Source organism: Streptomyces sp. NPDC020742 (genome assembly GCF_040641675.1).
Classification (GTDB): Bacteria; Actinomycetota; Actinomycetes; order Streptomycetales; family Streptomycetaceae; genus Streptomyces.
Genome location: NZ_JBFAEA010000027.1, coordinates 45,202 through 62,893 on the forward strand (window position 1 = coordinate 45,202; position 17,692 = coordinate 62,893).

The window sequence follows — 17,692 nt, forward strand, 5'->3', positions numbered from 1 at the left end:
ACCGCGGTCATCACGACGGTCACGGTCGAAGGAACGACCACCGGAGCGGTCATCACGACGGTCACGACGCTCAAAACCACCACGGTCGTCACGACGTTCGTCGGACGCGACGGCCTGGGCGGGCACCGCGGCCTGCGCGGCGGCCTCGGCCTCGGCGGTCTCGGCGGCGGCGGCCAGCGCCTCGGCCGGGTCCTCGCCACGCTCGCGGGCGGCCCGGGCGGTCAGCCGGTCGGCCTCCTCGCGCAGCTCGGTGGCCCGGCGCTGCACCCGCTCCAGCTCGCGGGTGAGCTGGGTGACCTCACGCTCGGCCTGCTTGGCGGTGTTGTTGGCGGACTCGGCCTGGACCTCGGTCAGCGAGCGGGCGCCGGTGATCCGGGCGACCTCCTCGTCGAAGACGCCGGAGCCGACGATGTGCCGCGAGGCCTCCACGCCCGCGTCCTCCATCAGCCGGAAGATCTGGCGGCGCTGGTGCGGCAGGGAGAGGGAGACGACGGTGCCGGACTGGCCGGCCCGGGCGGTACGGCCCGAGCGGTGCAGGTAGTCCTTGTGGTCGCCGGCCGGGTCGACGTTCAGGACCAGGTCGATGCCGTCGACGTGGATACCGCGGGCGGCGACGTCGGTGGCGACCAGCGTGTTGACGTAGCCGTCCTTGAAGTCGGCGAGGACACGGGTGCGCGCGCCCTGGGTCATCCCGCCGTGCAGGGCGTCCGCCTTCACGCCCGCCTCGACCAGCTGCTCGGCGACGCGGTCCGCGCCCAGCTGGGTGCGGACGAAGATGATGGTGCGGCCCTTGCGGGCGGCGATGGCGGAGGTGACCGGCGCCTTGTCCTTCGGCTTCACGACCAGCACGTGGTGGGTCATGGTCGTGACGTTGCCCTGGGCGCTGTCGACCTCGTGGCTCACCGGGTTGGTCAGGTAGCGCTTGACCAGCGTGGAGATCTCGTTCTCCATCGTGGCCGAGAACAGCATCCGCTGGCCGCCCTCGGGCACCTGGTCGAGCAGCTCGGTGACCTCGGGCAGGAAGCCCAGGTCGGACATCTGGTCGGCCTCGTCGAGGACCGCGACCTGGACGGACTCCAGGGAGCAGGCACCGCGGTTGATGATGTCGCGCAGCCGGCCCGGGGTGGCGACGAGGATGTCGACGCCGCGCTCCAGGGCGTAGATCTGGTTGCCCATCGACGTACCGCCGCAGACGACCTTCATCTTCAGGCCGAGCACATCGCCGTAGGGCTGGAGGGCGTCCGCGACCTGCATCGCCAGCTCACGGGTCGGGGTGAGGATGACGGCGCGCGGCTTCTTCTTCTCGGTGTGGCCGCCGGCGAGCTGCGCCAGGGTCGGCAGACCGAAGGAGAGGGTCTTGCCGGAGCCGGTGCGGCCGCGGCCGAGGATGTCCTTGCCGGCCAGCGCGTCCGGGATGGTCGCGGCCTGGATCGGGAAGGGCGTGGTGACGCCGTTCTGCGCCAGCTTGCGGACGACGCCCTCGGGCAGTCCGAGATCGGCGAAGGTCACCGTGTCGGCCGCGTCGTCGGCGCCGGTGTCGGTGTCGAGGTCGGCGTCGGGGCGGTCGGCGACGGGCTGCTCGTCCTGCTCGTCGAATGCGGGCACGACGGACTGCTCAGGGGAAATGGACATGCGAAATGCGAAACCTTCCGGAGTCTCGGCACGCGCCCAAACTCCGTGTGTTTCACAACGACCGCCTCAATGCGGTCAGCCACGGCAAGGGAGAGAACGCGCCACGCGGCGCGCTTCTTGGTTGGCGCCGGGCAAATGGGATCAAACGATCTACCACCATACGCACTCCGCCCCCCGAATGGCAAATGGCCTTCCGGAACAGGCCGGCAGGCCCACTGTGGCAGGCCCGGCCATCGCCTTCGCCGCACCCCGCGCACCACCTCACGCGCCGGCCCCCGCTCCCGGCTCCCCCTGCTCCCCCGGTCCCCCCTGCTCCCCGGGGTCCATCAGCGACGACATCGGCGAGACCGGCGACGGTCCGGAGGCATGGGCGCCCGGCGGCGGGGCCGGGCTGGTCGGCGGCGGGGTCGGCGGGGCGGTGGGGGTGTCCGGCGTGGGCGAGGCGGGCGGGACGGTCGGCCGGTCGGGGTGGGACGGCGTCGGGTTCGCGGTGCCGGGGCGCCCGCCGTGGCCCCCGGCGCCACCGTGGGCGCCGCCCGCGCCCGGTTCCGGGCCCGAGGGCCGCACCGGGCGGGACGGCGTGCCGTCCTCGGAGGGCGTGGCCGTCGCCTCGGCAGACGGCTTGTCGCCCTTGTCCTTCTCCCCGCCCGCCGGGTGTGCCTCACCGGCCCGCCCCATCCGGTGCGGGCCGCCGCCCCGGCCGTCCACGGACACCCCACCGGGGCCGGGCGCCGCACCCTTGCCGTCGTGCTGCGCGACGCCGCCGGACGGCTTGGGGTCCGGTGGATCGGAGACGTTCATGCAGCCGGCCAGGGAAACGGCCAGCGCGGAGACGGCCACCGCGACGGCCACGGCCCGCGGCCACCGCCCGGCGACAACCGCGCCGTGGCCGGGACGTTCGGCGGGGGCGGTGCGGTCGACGGGGACGAACGCGGCGGGTGGTGTCGGTGACGAGGGACGGTTGGGGCTCGGGCGCACGGCGGGACCTCCGGATCCGGAGCGCAGGGACGGCGGCACGGACGCCCTGCCCAACTCCCGCCCCCCGCTTCAGGACACGCGCGCCCCTGGGCCGATCACCGGCGCCGGGTGCGCCGATCCGGCCGGCCGCACCCGCCGCGCCGCCGGGCCCGACGGAACCGGCGGCGGACAGCGGGCATCGGGCATCGCTATCCGTAGCCCAGCGCGTGCAGCCGCTCGTCGTCGATGCCGAAGTGGTGGGCGATCTCGTGAACGACCGTCACCTCGGTCTCGGCGACCACGTCCTCGCGGGTGGCGCACATCCGCACGGTCGGCCCCCGGTAGATGGTGATCCGGTCCGGGAGGACGCCCGCGTACCACTCCCCGCGGTCGGTCAACGGGGTCCCCTCGTACAACCCGAGCAGCTCGGGGTCGGTGGCCGGGGGCTCGTCCTCGACGAAGACCGCCACGTTGTCCATCAGCCGGGTCAGCTCCGGCGGGATCCGGTCGAGCGCCTCGGCGACCAGTTCCTCGAACTCCTCGCGCGTCATATCCAGCACAGCACCATTCTCCGCCACCGGGTCGCACAACCGGCGGTCGTACAGCGCGCGCGGCAGCGCCGGCCGTGCCGGAACCGCCGCTCCCGGCGTAACGACCACCGTGTCCGGGCATACGGGACCAATGGCCCGTGCCGAGCGCACCCGGACACCGCACCCCGGCCCGTCGCCGCGTCACCCCGGGCGGCCGCGCGGCCGGGCCGACGGCCTGCGCGTGCTCGCCGCGGCCGTCCACCGCCGCTGCCGCGCCCGCCGTACGCCGCCCACCACGGCCCTCGCCGCACCCTCGCGCCCCTGCGCCCGATCGCTCGGCCTGATAGCCGTCGCGGTGCTCGGCGGGTGGCTGGGGCTGCTGGTCCTCGGCACCCTGCACGCCCCGGTGGGCCCCATGGACACCAGCATGGCGCTGCGCCCCTCGCTGACCGGCGGCACCAGGATCACCGTCGCACCGCTCGGCGACCTGGAACTGCGCAGCCACACCGCGCCCGTACGGCTCGATGTCGACGTCGACCGGCTCGATCCGGTCCGCTCCCAGGCGCTGATCGACCACCCCGAGCGGTTCGCCGGCTTGCAGGCCGAGGTCACCCGGGACGTGGCCCGCGGCGCGCTCGGCCTGGCGGCGCGGTCCTGCTGCGCGGTGGTGTGCGGCGCCACCGCGCTGAGCCTGGCCGTCCACCGCAGCCCGCGCCGCGCCCTGGCCGCCGGCGGCCTGGCGCTCGCCCTGCTCGCCGCCTCCGGGGCCACCGCCTGGGCCACCTGGAATCCGAAGTCGGTCCTGGAGCCGAAGTTCTCCGGGCTGCTCTCCTCGGCCCCCTCCGTGGTCGGCAACGCCCGCAGCATCGTCAGCGAATTCAACGTCTACCAGCGGGAGTTGGCGCGCCTGGTCACCAACGTCACCAAGCTCTACGACGCCGCCTCGACGCTGCCGGCGTACCAGCCCGACCCGACCACCCTGCGCGTGCTGCACGTCTCCGACATCCACCTCAACCCGGGCAGCTGGCGGATCATCGCCTCCCTGGTGAAGCAGTACCGGATCAATGTGGTCGTCGACACCGGCGACACCATGGACCACGGCTCGGCTGCCGAGAACCACTTCCTGGACCCGGTCTCCACCCTCGGCGCGCCCTACGTCTGGGTGCGCGGCAACCACGACTCACGCACCACCCAGAAGTACCTGACCGGCCGCGCCCATGCCGTGGTCCTCGACAACGGCCGGGTCGTCCGCGTCGCGGGGCTGCGGATCGCGGGCGTCGGCGACCCGCAGTTCACCCCGGACCGCTCCGTCGTGGCGGCCGGTGACCCCGCCGAGCGCACGGCCGGCGGGCGGCTCGCCGACGCACTGCGCACCGAACGGCTGGCCGGGACCCCCGTCGACCTCGCGCTGGCACACAACCCGGCCGCCGCGGCCCGGACGGACGGACTGGTCCCGCTGGCGCTGGCCGGGCACCTCCACCACCGCGAGCACACCACCCTGCCCCGGGGCACCCGGCTGATGGTCGAGGGGTCCACGGGCGGCGGCGGGCTGCGCGCGGTGCAGAACAAGAAGCCCGCACCGGTCCAGGCATCGGTGCTCTATCTGGACCGGCGGACGAAGCGGCTGCAGGCGTGGGACGAGATCACCCTCGGCGGACTGGGGCTCTCCCGCGCCGAGGTGAGCCGCCACCTCCCCCGGGAGAACCAGCCGGGCGCCACGCCGGCACCGCCCCGCCCGGCTCACCCGTCCGGCCCGTCCCCCTCCGCGCCGCCCGCCGGCCGCCACTCCCCTGCGGAACGGCCCTGATCCACGGCCCGTCCACCCCCTGGTCCGGTGCGTTTCCGCTGCCGCCCGGAGGCCCTTTCCGCACCTCCGGGTAAACCGTTTTGGCGAACGGTCCTCCCATCCCATATGCTTCTCACGTCCCCGACGGCGCCGGTAACGACGCCAAGGTGGCCACCAGCCCTCATCGTCTAGTGGCCCAGGACGCCGCCCTTTCAAGGCGGTAGCACGGGTTCGAATCCCGTTGGGGGCACGCATCACCGTGTGCGAGACTGGCGTAAGCCGCTTTCGCGCAATGCAAGGTCCTGTGGAGCAGTTTGGAGTGCTCGCCACCCTGTCAAGGTGGAGGCCGCGGGTTCAAATCCCGTCAGGACCGCTGCGGCTGGGTAGCTCAGTTGGTACGAGCGATCGCCTGAAAAGCGATAGGTCGCCGGTTCGACCCCGGCCCCAGCCACACCCATTGGAAAGGCCCCGGTTCTTCGAACCGGGGCCTTTCGCTTCACTCTCCGGCGGACTCCCCCTTCGGCTCCCAGAAGAACAGTCGGGCACCGCCGCTGATCGCCCCCATCGCCGCCAGGCCGAGCGCCTTGCGCACCATCCGCATGTCGCCCTCCCAGTCGTGCGGCGCACCGAAGACCAGCCAGATGGCTAAGGCGATACCGCCGGCCATCACGGCGATCCCGGCGGTACGTCGTATTCCCTTGTCCATGCGGGCATCGTCGCCGGTGCCCGCGGCGCAATGCCACCCGATTGCCGTGTTCCGGTCGCTTCGGGCTGCCGTGGCCGGATCGCGGCCCGGTGTCCACGATCCGGCCGCGCCCGCAAATGGTTCGCCAGTCATTTGGCCGAGGTGAGATCCTGGGGGGCGTATGTCCAGTCAGCCTGCCTCCGCCCTGCCCGACGGCGCCGCCCGCGCCGTCCCCGGCAGCACCGCCCCCACCCTCCCCGGTCTGCTGGAGCGTCTGCCCGAGCTGATGCTGCGCGACCAGCAGCGGCTGGGCCGCCGACTCGATGGCGCCCGCCGGATCCGTAAGCCCGAGGCCCGGGCGGGGGTGCTCGCCGAGATCGCCCAGGGCGTCGACGAGGCGGAGCTGCGGATAGCCCAGCGGCGGGCCGCCGTGCCGCAGATCAGGTACCCGGAAGAGCTGCCGGTCAGCCAGAAGAAGGACGAGATCGCCGACGCGATCCGCGCCCACCAGGTCGTGATCGTCGCCGGTGAGACCGGGTCCGGAAAGACCACGCAGATCCCCAAGATCTGCCTGGAGCTGGGCCGCGGCGTACGCGGCCTGATCGGCCACACCCAGCCGCGCCGGATCGCGGCCCGCACGGTCGCCGAGCGGGTGGCCGAGGAGCTTCGGACCCCGCTGGGCGAGGCGGTCGGCTGGAAGGTCCGCTTCACCGACCAGGTCGGCGGGGACACCCTCGTCAAGCTGATGACGGACGGCATCCTGCTCGCCGAGATCCAGACGGACCGCGAGCTGCGCCAGTACGACACGATCATCATCGACGAGGCGCACGAGCGCAGCCTCAACATCGACTTCATCCTCGGCTATCTGGCACAGCTGCTGCCCCGCCGCCCGGACCTCAAGGTCGTGATCACCTCCGCGACCATCGACCCGGAGCGGTTCGCCCGGCACTTCGGCTCGTTCGCCACGGTGCCGGCGGAGGGGACCCGACCGGCCGGGGAGCGTGCCGCCGACGGGGACGAGACGCCCACCGCCCCGATCGTCGAGGTCTCCGGACGGACGTACCCGGTCGAGGTGCGCTACCGCCCGCTGCTGGAGGAAGGCGGCCAGGCTGCGAACAACCTGGAGGGCGACCGCGACCAGATCACCGCGATCTGCGACGCGGTAGACGAACTGCAGGCCGAGGGACCGGGCGACATCCTGGTCTTCCTCTCCGGCGAGCGGGAGATCCGCGACACCGCGGACGCCCTCAACAAGAAGCAGTTGGCGCACACCGAAGTGCTCCCGCTCTACGCGCGGCTGTCGCACGCCGAGCAACACCGGGTCTTCCAGCGGCACACCGGCCGGCGCATCGTGCTGGCCACCAACGTCGCCGAGACCTCGCTGACCGTCCCGGGCATCCGGTACGTCATCGACCCGGGCATGGCCCGTATCTCCCGCTACAGCTACCGCACCAAGGTCCAGCGGCTGCCCATCGAGCCGGTCTCCCAGGCCAGCGCCAACCAGCGCAAGGGCCGCTGCGGGCGGACCAGCGACGGCATCTGCATCCGCCTCTACTCCGAGGACGACTTCCTCTCCCGGCCGGAGTTCACCGACGCGGAGATCCTCCGTACCAACCTCGCCTCCGTCATCCTGCAGATGACCGCGGCCGGCCTCGGCGACATCGAGAAGTTCCCGTTCATCGACCCGCCGGACCGCCGCAACATCAAGGACGGCGTCGACCTGCTCGCCGAGCTGGGCGCGCTGGACGCCCGGCAGAAGGACCCCCGCAAGCGGCTGACCCCGATGGGCCGCCAGCTGTCCCAGCTTCCGGTCGACCCGCGGCTGGCGCGGATGGTGCTGGAGGCGGACCGCAACGGCTGCGTCCGCGAGGTGATGGTCATCGCCGCGGCGCTGTCCATCCAGGACCCGCGCGAGCGGCCCTCGGACAAGCAGCAGCAGGCCGACCAGCAGCACGCCCGGTTCAAGGACGAGACCAGCGACTTCCTGGCGTTCTTGAACCTGTGGCGCTATATCCGCGAGCGGCAGAAGGAGCTGTCCTCCTCGGCCTTCCGCCGGATGTGCCGGAACGAGTTCCTCAACTACCTCCGGATACGCGAGTGGCAGGACATCTACTCGCAGCTGCGGACGGTCGCCAAGTCCCTGGGCATCCACCTCAGCGAGCAGGACGCGGCACCGGACCACATCCACACGGCCTTGCTTTCCGGTTTGCTTTCGCACATCGGCCTCAAGGACACCGACGCCAAGAACGAGTATCTGGGCGCCCGCAGCGCCAAGTTCGCGGTCTTCCCTGGCTCCGCGCTCTTCAAGAAGCCCCCGCGCTGGGTGATGTCGGCCGAGCTGGTCGAAACCTCCCGCCTGTGGGCGCGGGTGAACGCCAAGATCGAGCCCGAGTGGATCGAGCCGCTCGCCCAGCATCTGGTCAAGCGCACCTACAGCGAGCCGCACTGGGAACAGAAGATGGCCGCGGTGATGGCGTACGAGCGGGTGACGCTCTACGGCGTCCCGATCGTCGCCCAGCGCAAGGTGAACTACGGCCGGATCGACCAGGAGACCTCACGGGACCTGTTCATCCGGCACGCCCTGGTCGAGGGCGACTGGCGCACCCACCACCAGTTCTTCCATGACAACCGCAAACTCCTCGGCGAGGTCGAGGAGTTGGAGCACCGCGCCCGGCGGCGCGACATCCTCGTGGACGACGAGACGCTCTTCGACTTCTACGACCAGCGCATCCCCGCGGAGGTGGTCTCCGGGGCGCACTTCGACTCCTGGTGGAAGGCGAAGCGCCGGGACGAGCCGGAGCTGCTGAACTTCGAGCACTCCATGCTCATCAACGAGTCCGCCGAGGCCGTCACCAAGGACGACTACCCGGACTCCTGGCGCCAGGGGAAGCTGAAGTTCAAGGTCACCTACCAGTTCGAGCCGGGCGCGGACGCGGACGGCGTGACCGTCCACCTCCCCCTCCAGGTGCTCAACCAGGTCTCCTCCGAGGGCTTCGACTGGCAGATCCCGGGCCTGCGGGAGCAGCTGGTGACCGAGCTGATCCGGTCGCTGCCCAAGCCGATCCGGCGCAACTACGTCCCGGCGCCGAACTTCGCGGCCCGCTTCCTGGACTCCACGGTGCCGCTACAGGGCTCCCTGACGGCCTCTCTGGCCGCCGGCCTGCAGCGGATGGTGGGTGTCCCGGTGGAGGCCGGGGACTTCGACGCCGCCCGGGTGCCCGACCACCTCAAGATCACCTTCCGGGTGGTCGACGAGCGGCGCCGCAAGCTCGCCGAGGACAAGGACCTGGAGGCGCTGCGGCTCAAGCTCAAGCCGAAGACCCGGGCCGCCATCTCCAAGGCCTTCGAGCAGGCCGCCGAACGCCCCGGCAAGGGCGGTAAGGACGGCCAGGGGCGCGATGGCTCGGCACCGGCCGGCCCCGAGCAGCGGACGGGGCTGACGTCCTGGACGATCGGCGCCCTGCCGCGCACCTTCGAGACCCGGCGCGCCGGCCAGCCGCTGAAGGCCTATCCGGCGCTGGTCGACGAGGGCAGCAGCGTCGCGGTGCGCCTCTTCGACACCGAAGCCGAGCAGCTGACCGCCATGTGGGCGGGCACCCGCCGCCTCATCCTGCTCAACATCCCCTCCAACCCCGCCAAGTTCGCCCAGGGCAAGCTGAGCAACCAGCAGAAACTGGCGCTCTCCCGCAATCCGCACGGCTCGATCGCGGCGCTCTTCGAGGACTGCGTGACCGCCGCCGCCGACCGGCTGATCGCGGCCCGGGGCGGCCCGGCGTGGGACGAGGAGTCCTTCCGGAAGCTGTTCGACGCGGTCCGGGCCGACCTGGTGGACGTCACCCTGCGGACCATCCAGCAGGTCCAGGAGGTGCTGGCCGCCTGGCAGGCGTGCGAGCGCCGACTGAAGGAAACCTCCTTCCCCTCGCTGCTGCCCTCCCTCGCGGACATCAAGGAGCAACTGGCGGCGCTGATCCGCCCGGGCTTCGTCACGGCACACGGCGCCAAGCGGCTGCCGGACCTGATGCGCTATCTGGTGGCCGCCGACCGCCGGCTGCAGCAGCTGCCCACCAACGCCGAACGGGACCGCACCCGGATGGCGAAGGTCAAGGAGATGCAGGACGAATACGCCTGGCTGCTGGAGCAGTTCCCGCCGGGCCGCCCGGTGTCGGCCGAGGCGCGGGAGATCCGCTGGATGATCGAGGAGCTCCGGGTGAGCTACTTCGCGCACGCCCTGGGCACCGCGTACCCGGTCTCCGACAAGCGCATCGTGAAGGCGGTGGACGCCGCGGTGCCCCAGTGAGGAGGGCCACCGGCATCGAGTTCGACCGCACCCCCTGACCTGCTGTAGAGTCTTGCACGCAGCCCGCCGCAAGGGGGCGGCAGACACAAGGTCCTGTGGAGCAGTTTGGAGTGCTCGCCACCCTGTCAAGGTGGAGGCCGCGGGTTCAAATCCCGTCAGGACCGCAGAGATACGGCCCGCATCGCCCGGCGATGCGGGCCGTACTGCGTTCCCAACCGGCACCGACGACGGCACCGCCGCACCGCACTCCGCACTCCGCCGCACCGGACGCCGCCCACCGTCCCGCCCGTCGCACGGATCCCTGCCGCCCCCACGTCCCCGCCGTCGCCGCGGGGGCCACGATCCCGCCGGCACCGCCGTATTACGGCCCGCATCGCCGGCCACCACGGTCCGCGCCGCGCACCGCCCAGCCGCCCGCTCCCCGCGCCCGACCTGCCATGGAGCACACCCTCGCCGAATGCAGGCGGTAACGGCGGCGCTGCCCGCTGTATTGACGCGAGGCAGCGCCACCGGTAGTCACATGGGAAGGCGTGGGGCCGGGAGGGGATACGCGATGGCAACTGCGGTACGGCACGAGACCAAAGCACTGCTACGAGCCCACCTGGCGGCCGCCGTCGGCTACCGCCACCGGACCCGGAGCTGCGCCGTCTGCCACCACCTCCTGCGGCTGGCCATGGAGCCGCCCACGGCCCTCTCCGGGGATTCGGCGCCCGAATCCACCCCGGCTTCGACTCCTGCCGCCTGCGAGCCGCCCACGGTCGAGGACAAAAGTCCCGCGAGCCGGTGACCAAGGACGCCTGCGCCGGCGCCCGCTGAGTGACAGGCTGTCCCTACTGACGGGGAAAGTTCTCTACCGCAGGGCCGTATCGGCTTCAAGCGATGCACCGTGTGACGGGTGTCACCGAACTGGTTCGGCGGAACGGGGAACTTACACCCGCCCTACAACCGGTCAATTTAATATGTGCAATTGCACTTCCCCCGAAGGACTCCACGAGGAGGTCGTAGGGTCCTCGCGGAATGCCCTCTCCAGGGCCCGTGAAGGCGCCCTGAGGGCCGTCCGGGGCGGCGTCGACGTCCAGGGCGAACCGAACGCCTGACGGGCCCGGGAGCGGCCGCACACAAAAAGATCGCGCTGGACCCGGCGGAGTCCAGCGCGATCGATGACGTACCCAGATGGAGCGGGCGTAGGGCCTGTTGGGGCAGGCGCCGCGTCATGGAAAGCTGCGCGAAGCAGATGAAGCTGTGCGCTGCGACCTGGGCGTCTTCGGGTTGGGGGCCCCGAAAACAGCCTGGTTATGCGGTTATTCAGGCCTCGCTGCGCTGCTGCGGAATGCCCGCGAGCAGTGCGCGGACCTCAGCCTCGCGGTAACGCCGATGTCCTCCGAGCGTGCGGATGGACGTGAGCTTGCCTGCCTTGGCCCAGCGGGTGACCGTCTTGGGGTCCACGCGGAACATCGTGGCAACCTCGGCAGGGGTCAGCAGCGGCTCGGCGTCAGGGGTGCGAGCGGTCATGAGCGGCCTCCTCGGGAGAACCGAACCATCACGGTTCTTTCCTCTAAATTCTGCACCTTGACCCGCGTTGCCCGAAATGGCGGACGCGGGCCGAGTCGGTTATAGGACGAACGGCTTGTCCTCGGCACTACAACTACACCATCTGTCCAGCCACGTCGGCCAAACCGATGGAATTGCCCTCTCAGGTGTTCAACCTCGGCGGAAGCCGATGGACCGTGCCATAACGGACAGTCACCCGTCCGTGACGATCAGTCACAACGTGATCAGCCGCCACGAGACCCCTCAAGGAGCGCAATACCGATCTATCCGCCCTTAGTTGGACGGAAGGAGCCCACGTCGGGCTCCTTGTCCTATTTTGGCACGAGGGTGTGCCTTGCTAGCAAGACCCGAAGTAAGTGCTTTAGGTCACGCTTGAGGCAATCGCCCGGTTAAGGACCTACGTCCTTGACCGCCGCACCACCGGAAGGCGAACAGGGTGCTGCCACGTCGTGAACGCTCGGCACTTCCCGCCCTCAGCTGGCGAACTGACGCTCGCGGATCGCCTGCCACCGCTGGGACAGCTTCTCGTACGCGACGCCGGCCCGCTCGCCGTCCCCCTCGCGCAGCGCCGCGAGCCCCTCCGCCACCTCGGCGGCGGAACGGTCCTCGGCGAGCTGCCCCTCGGGCACCGCGTGCACCAGCCCTCCGTAGTCCAGCTCCACGAGCGAACGCGGATGGAATTCCTCGAGCCAGCGCCCCACATCTACCAGGCCGTCGATCAGCGGCCCCTCTTCCAGGGCGTCCCGCAGGGTGCGCAGCCCCCGGGCGACCCGGCGCCTGGCCTGCACCATGGGCGTCCGGTAACGCAGCAGGGGCGCGTGGTCACCCTTCGCATACTCTCGCTCGGCGTCGTCGAAGAGGACGAACCAGCGGACCGGGACGTGCCAGGACGCCGCGCGGATCCAGGGCCGGGCGTCCGGGTTGCGCTCCCGCCACTGCTCGTAGTCGGTGGCCGCCTGCCGGCGCACCACCGGGGGCAGCGCCGTATCCAGCACCGACGCCGGCAACAGCTCCTCCAGCCCCTCCAGGGCCTGCCAGCCGCGCAGCCGGGTCCGCCACGGGCAGACGCAGACCACCTCGTTCACCACGGCGACGAAGGCATCGGCGCTCTCGTGGACCGGCACCGGCACCGGCGGCGTCGGCAGCAGATCGGCCAGCGCCCGGAGCTGCTCGTCCTGGGCGCTGGGGGTGCTCTCCCGCTTGGCGTAGCGCGCCCAGTGGGAGCGCTCCGGCTCGGGGAACGCTGCCAGCGGTTCATAGACCCGCAGATATGCCATGTACGGGACCTTCACCGACGACGCCACGGCCACGCCCGCTCCTCCAAAGGGAAGTACACCGCCACAGGTCCCGGGGCGCCCCAGGGCCCCGGCCGGCCTGCGATACGACCAGATCGTCCCACGTCCGTCCCCCGGGAGAGGGTGATCCTGGGCACCCGACGGATCAACCGGCCCGGCAGGTCTTACGCTCTTTTCAACCGGCCCTCCCCACCCGTACGAGGGCGCCCTTCGCGACTTATGGGAGTCACCACAGTGACTGACGTACGTCCTCCCTCCTCCCCCGAGCTCCCGACCGCGGTCGAGCAGGGGGGCACCGCGCACGCCGACGGCGGCGTGCTGCACACCCTGTTCCGGTCCGAGCAGGGCGGCCATGAGCAGGTCGTCCTCTGCCAGGACCGCGCCAGTGGCCTGAAGGCGGTGATCGCCGTCCACAGCACCGCGCTGGGCCCCGCCCTCGGCGGCACCCGCTTCCACGCCTACGCCTCCGAGGAGGAGGCCGTGCTGGACGCGCTGAACCTGTCGCGCGGCATGTCGTACAAGAACGCCCTGGCCGGGCTGGACCACGGCGGCGGCAAAGCCGTGATCATCGGCGACCCCGACCGGATAAAGACCGAGGAACTCCTGCTCGCCTACGGCCGGTTCGTGGCGTCCCTCGGGGGCCGTTACGTCACCGCCTGCGACGTCGGCACCTACGTCGCCGACATGGACGTGGTCGCCCGGACGAACAAGTGGACCACCGGCCGCTCCCCGGCGAACGGCGGCGCCGGCGACTCCTCCGTCCTGACCGCCTACGGCGTCTTCCAGGGCATGCGCGCCTCGGCCCAGCACGCCTGGGGCGACCCCACGCTGCGCGGCCGGAAGGTCGGCATCGCGGGCGTCGGCAAGGTGGGGCACCTCCTCGTCGACCACCTCCTCAAGGACGGCGCCGAGGTCGTGATCACGGATGTGCGCACCGAGTCGGTGGCTCGCGTGGTGGCCGAACACCCGCAGGTCACCGTGGTCGCGGACACCGAGGCGCTGATCCGCACCGAGGGCCTGGACGTGTACGCGCCGTGCGCCCTGGGCGGTGCACTGAACGACGATTCGGTGCCGGTGCTGACCGCGAAGATCGTCTGCGGTGCGGCCAACAACCAGCTCGCCCACCCCGGCGTCGAGAAGGACCTCTCCGACCGCGGCATCCTCTACGCACCCGACTACGTCGTGAACGCCGGCGGCGTCATCCAGGTGGCCGACGAGCTGCACGGCTTCGACTTCGACCGTTGCAAGACCAAGGCAGCCAAGATCTTCGACACCACGTTGGCGATATTCGCTCGTGCGAAGGCCGACGGCATTCCGCCCGCGGCGGCGGCCGACCGGCTGGCCGAGCACCGCATGGCGGAGGCACGAAGGGCCTGACCCACCGCGGAGATCCGGCCAAGTCGGCCGGAATGACAACCTTGCGCGGCCCGTCGCGGGCGGAGAGGGAGAGATCCCTCACCACCCGTCGGCGGGTCGCCGTACAGGACAGGTTAAAATCGCAGTTGACCAGCGGGGACGGGGCACCTCGCAGGTCATGCCGAGCGGCGGGTGATGCGGGCGACGTACCGTATGGCCGCGGAAGCAGGTACCGTTAAAGCCCTACGGGCCGGTCTCTCTGTCGAGAGCCCGCTCTGATCCATGAACGCGTGTCAAGACTCTGGGGCCATCGAGCCCCGTCATTGAGGGGGTCGACCCATGGGGCGCGGCCGGGCCAAGGCCAAGCAGACAAAGGTCGCCCGCCAGCTGAAGTACAGCAGCGGTGGGACGGATCTCTCACGACTGGCCGACGAGCTGGGTGCATCACCGTCGAACCAGCAGCCTCCGAACGCCGAGCCGTTCGAAGAGGACGAGGACGACGACCCGTACGCACGGTACGCAGATCTGTACAACAGCGACGATGACGAAGAGGACGAGGGCGACTCGTCCCAGCAGCGTCGTCGCGCTTGACGCTCTGCACGCTCGCGGTACCCATAACAGCATCACGGACCCGGTCCTGGGCACTGCCCGGACCGGGTTCTGTGCTGCCCTGATGGCCGCGGGTGGATCGGTCCTCACCGGTCCCGCGGGTGCACCGGCTCCCGCCGGGGACGGGGGCACCGCCCATGGCCCGGTCAGGGCCATGGGGGAGGGTGCGGTCAGCTCGCGTAGTCACCGGTCAGGGTCACAGCCTCGGCGTGGTCGCCGCGCTCGACGATCTCACCGCTGACCCAGGCGTCCACCCCGCGGTCGGCCAGCGTGGTCAGGGCGACCTCCACCGACTCCTGCGGGACGACGGCCACCATGCCGACGCCCATGTTCAGGGTCTTCTCCAGCTCCAGGCGCTCGACCGAGCCGGCCGTGCCGACCAGGTCGAAGACCGGACCCGGGGTCCAGGTGGAGCGGTCGACCGTGGCGTGCAGACCGTCCGGGACCACCCGGGCGAGGTTGTTGGCGAGTCCGCCACCGGTGATGTGCGAGAAGGCGTGCACCTCGGTCGTACGGGTCAGCGCCAGGCAGTCCAGCGAGTAGATCTTGGTGGGCTCCAGGAGCTCCTCGCCCAGCGTCCGGCCGAACTCCGCCACCTCGTGGTCCAGCGCCATCCCGGCCCGGTCGAAGAGCACATGACGGACCAGGGAGTACCCGTTCGAGTGAAGTCCGGACGAGGCCATCGCGATCACCGCGTCGCCCGTACGGATGCGATCCGCGCCCAGCACCCGGTCGGCCTCGACGACGCCCGTACCGGCGCCGGCAACGTCGAACTCGTCCGCGCCCAACAACCCCGGGTGCTCCGCGGTCTCGCCGCCGACCAGCGCGCAGCCGGCCAGCACACAGCCCTCGGCGATGCCCTTGACGATCGCGGCGACCCGCTCTGGGTAGACCTTGCCGACGCAGATGTAGTCGGTCATGAACAGCGGCTCGGCGCCGCAGACCACCAGGTCGTCGACGACCATGCCGACGAGGTCGTGGCCGATGCTGTCGTAGACGCCCATCTTGCGGGCGATGTCGACCTTGGTGCCGACACCGTCGGTCGCCGAGGCCAGCAGCGGACGCTCGTAGCGCTTGAGGGCGGAGGCGTCGAAGAGCCCGGCGAAGCCACCGAGCCCGCCCACGACCTCGGGACGGGTGGCCTTCTTCACCCACTCCTTCATCAGATCCACGGCGCGGTCGCCGGCTTCGATGTCGACGCCCGCGCTCGCGTAGCTGGCACCAGGGGATTCAGCGGACATGAGCTGAGAACTTTCGTGTCGTGTGTGTACGAGCTCTACGGGCGACGCAGTGCGTCGGCACCGCCGACCCCGGCCGTGAGCGTCCGGACGCCGTCCACGTCGGACGACGCCGGTGCGGCGGTCTCCGACTCCAGGAGGTGCTTGCCCAGCAGCTCCGGGTCGGGCAGCTCCATCGGGTACTCACCGTCGAAGCAGGCACGGCAGAGGTTCGGCTTGCTGATCGTGGTCGCCTCGATCATGCCGTCGATCGAGATGTACGCCAGCGAATCGGCACCCAGGGACTTGCCGATCTCCTCGACCGACAGGCCGTTGGCGATCAGCTCGGCGCGGGTGGCGAAGTCGATGCCGAAGAAGCACGGCCACTTGATCGGCGGGGACGAGATCCGGATGTGGACCTCGGCCGCGCCCGCCTCGCGCAGCATCCGCACCAGCGCGCGCTGGGTGTTGCCGCGGACGATCGAGTCGTCGACGACCACCAGGCGCTTGCCGCGGATGACTTCCTTCAGCGGGTTGAGCTTGAGCCGGATGCCGAGCTGGCGGATGGTCTGCGAGGGCTGGATGAAGGTCCGGCCGACGTAGGAGTTCTTGACCAGGCCGGACCCGTAGGGGATGCCGCTGGCCTCGGCGTACCCGACGGCCGCCGGGGTGCCGGACTCCGGCGTCGCTATCACCAGGTCGGCGTCGGCCGGGGCCTCGGCGGCGAGCTTGCGGCCCATCTCCACACGGGAGAGGTACACATTGCGGCCGGCGATGTCGGTGTCCGGACGGGCGAGGTAGACGTACTCGAAGACGCAGCCCTTGGGGCGGGCCTCGGCGAAGCGGCTGCTGCGCAGGCCGTTCTCGTCGATGGCGACCATCTCGCCGGGCTCGATCTCCCGGATGAAGCTGGCGCCGACGATGTCCAGGGCGGCGGTCTCGGAGGCCACCACCCAGCCGCGCTCCAGGCGGCCGAGGACCAGCGGGCGGATGCCCTGCGGGTCGCGGGCGGCGTAGAGCGTGTGCTCGTCCATGAAGCAGAGCGAGAAGGCGCCCATGACCTTGGGCAGGACGCGCGGGGCGGCCTCCTCGACGGTCAGCGGCTTGCCGTCCTCGTCGACCTGGCCGGCCAGCAACGCGGTCACCAGGTCGGTGTCGTTGGTGGCGGCGACCTGAGTCGCCCGGCCGCCGTCCCGGGGCAGCGCGGCGACCAGGTCGGCCAGCTCTGCGGTGTTGACCAGGTTGCCGTTGTGGCCGAGCGCGATCGAACCGTGCGCGGTGGCGCGGAACGTCGGCTGCGCGTTCTCCCACACCGAGGCACCGGTGGTGGAGTAGCGGGCGTGGCCCACGGCAATGTGGCCCTGGAGGGAGCCGAGGGAAGTCTCGTCGAAGACCTGGGAGACCAGGCCCATGTCCTTGAAGACGAGGATCTGGGAGCCGTTGCTCACCGCGATGCCCGCGGACTCCTGTCCACGGTGCTGCAGCGCATACAGCCCGAAATAGGTGAGTTTGGCGACCTCTTCACCCGGAGCCCAGACACCGAAGACGCCGCATGCGTCCTGGGGGCCCTTCTCGCCGGGGAGCAGGTCGTGGTTGAGTCGTCCGTCACCACGTGGCACGCCCTTGAGTTTAGGGCAGGTCGCGGATTCATCCGAACCGGGGATGGCGGCGGCGCTGGACGCGGGCGGGTACGGTGCCGCACCGCTGACCGCGACAGCCCCGCACGGGGCCGGATCCACCCCCTCTGAGCTGGTGTTTTACTGCCCCTCCCGACCGT

13 protein-coding genes and 4 tRNA genes are annotated in these 17,692 nt (G+C 71.0%); 9 read left to right on the top strand and 8 right to left on the bottom strand.

The annotated features are described in order from the left end of the window. The 3 genes from AB0G84_RS30790 to AB0G84_RS30800 all read right to left on the bottom strand — a co-directional run. The coding region (locus tag AB0G84_RS30790; RefSeq protein ID WP_361328012.1) for a DEAD/DEAH box helicase at positions 1-1,632 on the bottom strand (1,632 nt) is incomplete at its 3' end. Between the two features lie 261 nt (positions 1,633-1,893). After that, entirely contained in the window at positions 1,894-2,610 is a 717-nt protein-coding gene (locus AB0G84_RS30795) for a hypothetical protein (RefSeq protein ID WP_361328015.1), read from the bottom strand. A gap of 188 nt (positions 2,611-2,798) precedes the next feature. Then, positions 2,799-3,149, bottom strand: coding sequence for a metallopeptidase family protein (locus AB0G84_RS30800; protein ID WP_361328018.1), 351 nt, complete (start codon positions 3,147-3,149; stop codon positions 2,799-2,801). Positions 3,150-3,270: 121 nt separating this feature from the next. Here AB0G84_RS30800 and AB0G84_RS30805 point away from each other — a divergent pair, with 121 nt between their 5' ends. From AB0G84_RS30805 to AB0G84_RS30820, 4 genes are all read left to right on the top strand, one after another. Then, positions 3,271-4,926: a metallophosphoesterase gene (locus AB0G84_RS30805; protein ID WP_361328021.1), complete on the top strand. Its 1,656-nt coding sequence runs from the start codon at positions 3,271-3,273 to the stop codon at positions 4,924-4,926. Between the two features lie 156 nt (positions 4,927-5,082). Beyond that, positions 5,083-5,155: transfer RNA gene (locus AB0G84_RS30810), tRNA-Glu, on the top strand. Between the two features lie 48 nt (positions 5,156-5,203). Further along, a tRNA-Asp gene (locus tag AB0G84_RS30815) sits at positions 5,204-5,278 on the top strand. A gap of 4 nt (positions 5,279-5,282) precedes the next feature. Beyond that, positions 5,283-5,356 (top strand) — tRNA-Phe (locus AB0G84_RS30820). 45 nt (positions 5,357-5,401) lie between these two features. Here the strand turns inward: AB0G84_RS30820 and AB0G84_RS30825 are convergent. Then, positions 5,402-5,611, bottom strand: a complete 210-nt coding sequence (locus AB0G84_RS30825) for a hypothetical protein (protein ID WP_361328024.1) — start codon at positions 5,609-5,611, stop codon at positions 5,402-5,404. A gap of 160 nt (positions 5,612-5,771) precedes the next feature. On the opposite strand from AB0G84_RS30825, the gene hrpA reads away from it, so the two are divergent. From hrpA to AB0G84_RS30840, 3 genes are all read left to right on the top strand, one after another. After that, positions 5,772-9,887 (top strand): ATP-dependent RNA helicase HrpA, encoded by a 4,116-nt coding sequence (hrpA, locus tag AB0G84_RS30830; RefSeq protein ID WP_361328027.1) that lies wholly within the window; start codon positions 5,772-5,774, stop codon positions 9,885-9,887. 89 nt (positions 9,888-9,976) lie between these two features. Then, positions 9,977-10,051, top strand: a tRNA-Asp gene (locus tag AB0G84_RS30835). A 389-nt stretch (positions 10,052-10,440) separates the two neighbouring features. After that, positions 10,441-10,674, top strand: a complete 234-nt coding sequence (locus tag AB0G84_RS30840; RefSeq protein ID WP_361328030.1) for a DUF6274 family protein — start codon at positions 10,441-10,443, stop codon at positions 10,672-10,674. Between the two features lie 518 nt (positions 10,675-11,192). Here the strand turns inward: AB0G84_RS30840 and bldC are convergent. Both bldC and AB0G84_RS30850 read right to left on the bottom strand, forming a co-directional pair. Beyond that, positions 11,193-11,399, bottom strand: coding sequence for a developmental transcriptional regulator BldC (bldC, locus tag AB0G84_RS30845; protein WP_003949541.1), 207 nt, complete (start codon positions 11,397-11,399; stop codon positions 11,193-11,195). A 512-nt stretch (positions 11,400-11,911) separates the two neighbouring features. Then, a complete protein-coding gene (locus AB0G84_RS30850; RefSeq protein ID WP_361328033.1) occupies positions 11,912-12,748 on the bottom strand; it encodes a hypothetical protein in 837 nt (278 codons plus the stop codon). Positions 12,749-12,952: 204 nt separating this feature from the next. Between AB0G84_RS30850 and AB0G84_RS30855 the strand changes: the two genes are divergently transcribed. Both AB0G84_RS30855 and AB0G84_RS30860 read left to right on the top strand, forming a co-directional pair. Further along, positions 12,953-14,110, top strand: a complete 1,158-nt coding sequence (locus tag AB0G84_RS30855; protein WP_361328035.1) for a Glu/Leu/Phe/Val dehydrogenase dimerization domain-containing protein — start codon at positions 12,953-12,955, stop codon at positions 14,108-14,110. 318 nt (positions 14,111-14,428) lie between these two features. Beyond that, positions 14,429-14,680: a DUF3073 domain-containing protein gene (locus AB0G84_RS30860; protein WP_030086208.1), complete on the top strand. Its 252-nt coding sequence runs from the start codon at positions 14,429-14,431 to the stop codon at positions 14,678-14,680. A 188-nt stretch (positions 14,681-14,868) separates the two neighbouring features. Here the strand turns inward: AB0G84_RS30860 and purM are convergent, their stop codons facing one another. Next, positions 14,869-15,939 carry a phosphoribosylformylglycinamidine cyclo-ligase gene (purM, locus tag AB0G84_RS30865; RefSeq protein ID WP_361328038.1) on the bottom strand — a complete coding sequence of 357 codons (1,071 nt, stop codon included), beginning with the start codon at positions 15,937-15,939 and terminating at the stop codon, positions 14,869-14,871. 35 nt (positions 15,940-15,974) lie between these two features. Continuing rightward, positions 15,975-17,534: an amidophosphoribosyltransferase gene (purF, locus tag AB0G84_RS30870; RefSeq protein ID WP_361328041.1), complete on the bottom strand. Its 1,560-nt coding sequence runs from the start codon at positions 17,532-17,534 to the stop codon at positions 15,975-15,977. Positions 17,535-17,692 lie beyond the last annotated feature (158 nt).

Excerpts from the sequence above, each read along its gene's own strand:
- AB0G84_RS30855 (WP_361328035.1), top strand. The coding sequence starts at position 12,953 with ATGGGAGTCACCACAGTGACTGACGTACGTCCTCCCTCCTCCCCCGAG.
- AB0G84_RS30860 (WP_030086208.1), top strand. The coding sequence starts at position 14,429 with ATGGGGCGCGGCCGGGCCAAGGCCAAGCAGACAAAGGTCGCCCGCCAG.
- bldC (WP_003949541.1), bottom strand. The coding sequence starts at position 11,399 with ATGACCGCTCGCACCCCTGACGCCGAGCCGCTGCTGACCCCTGCCGAG.
- purM (WP_361328038.1), bottom strand. The coding sequence starts at position 15,939 with ATGTCCGCTGAATCCCCTGGTGCCAGCTACGCGAGCGCGGGCGTCGAC.
- AB0G84_RS30805 (WP_361328021.1), top strand. The coding sequence starts at position 3,271 with ATGGCCCGTGCCGAGCGCACCCGGACACCGCACCCCGGCCCGTCGCCG.
- hrpA (WP_361328027.1), top strand. The coding sequence starts at position 5,772 with ATGTCCAGTCAGCCTGCCTCCGCCCTGCCCGACGGCGCCGCCCGCGCC.
- AB0G84_RS30840 (WP_361328030.1), top strand. The coding sequence starts at position 10,441 with ATGGCAACTGCGGTACGGCACGAGACCAAAGCACTGCTACGAGCCCAC.
- AB0G84_RS30825 (WP_361328024.1), bottom strand. The coding sequence starts at position 5,611 with ATGGACAAGGGAATACGACGTACCGCCGGGATCGCCGTGATGGCCGGC.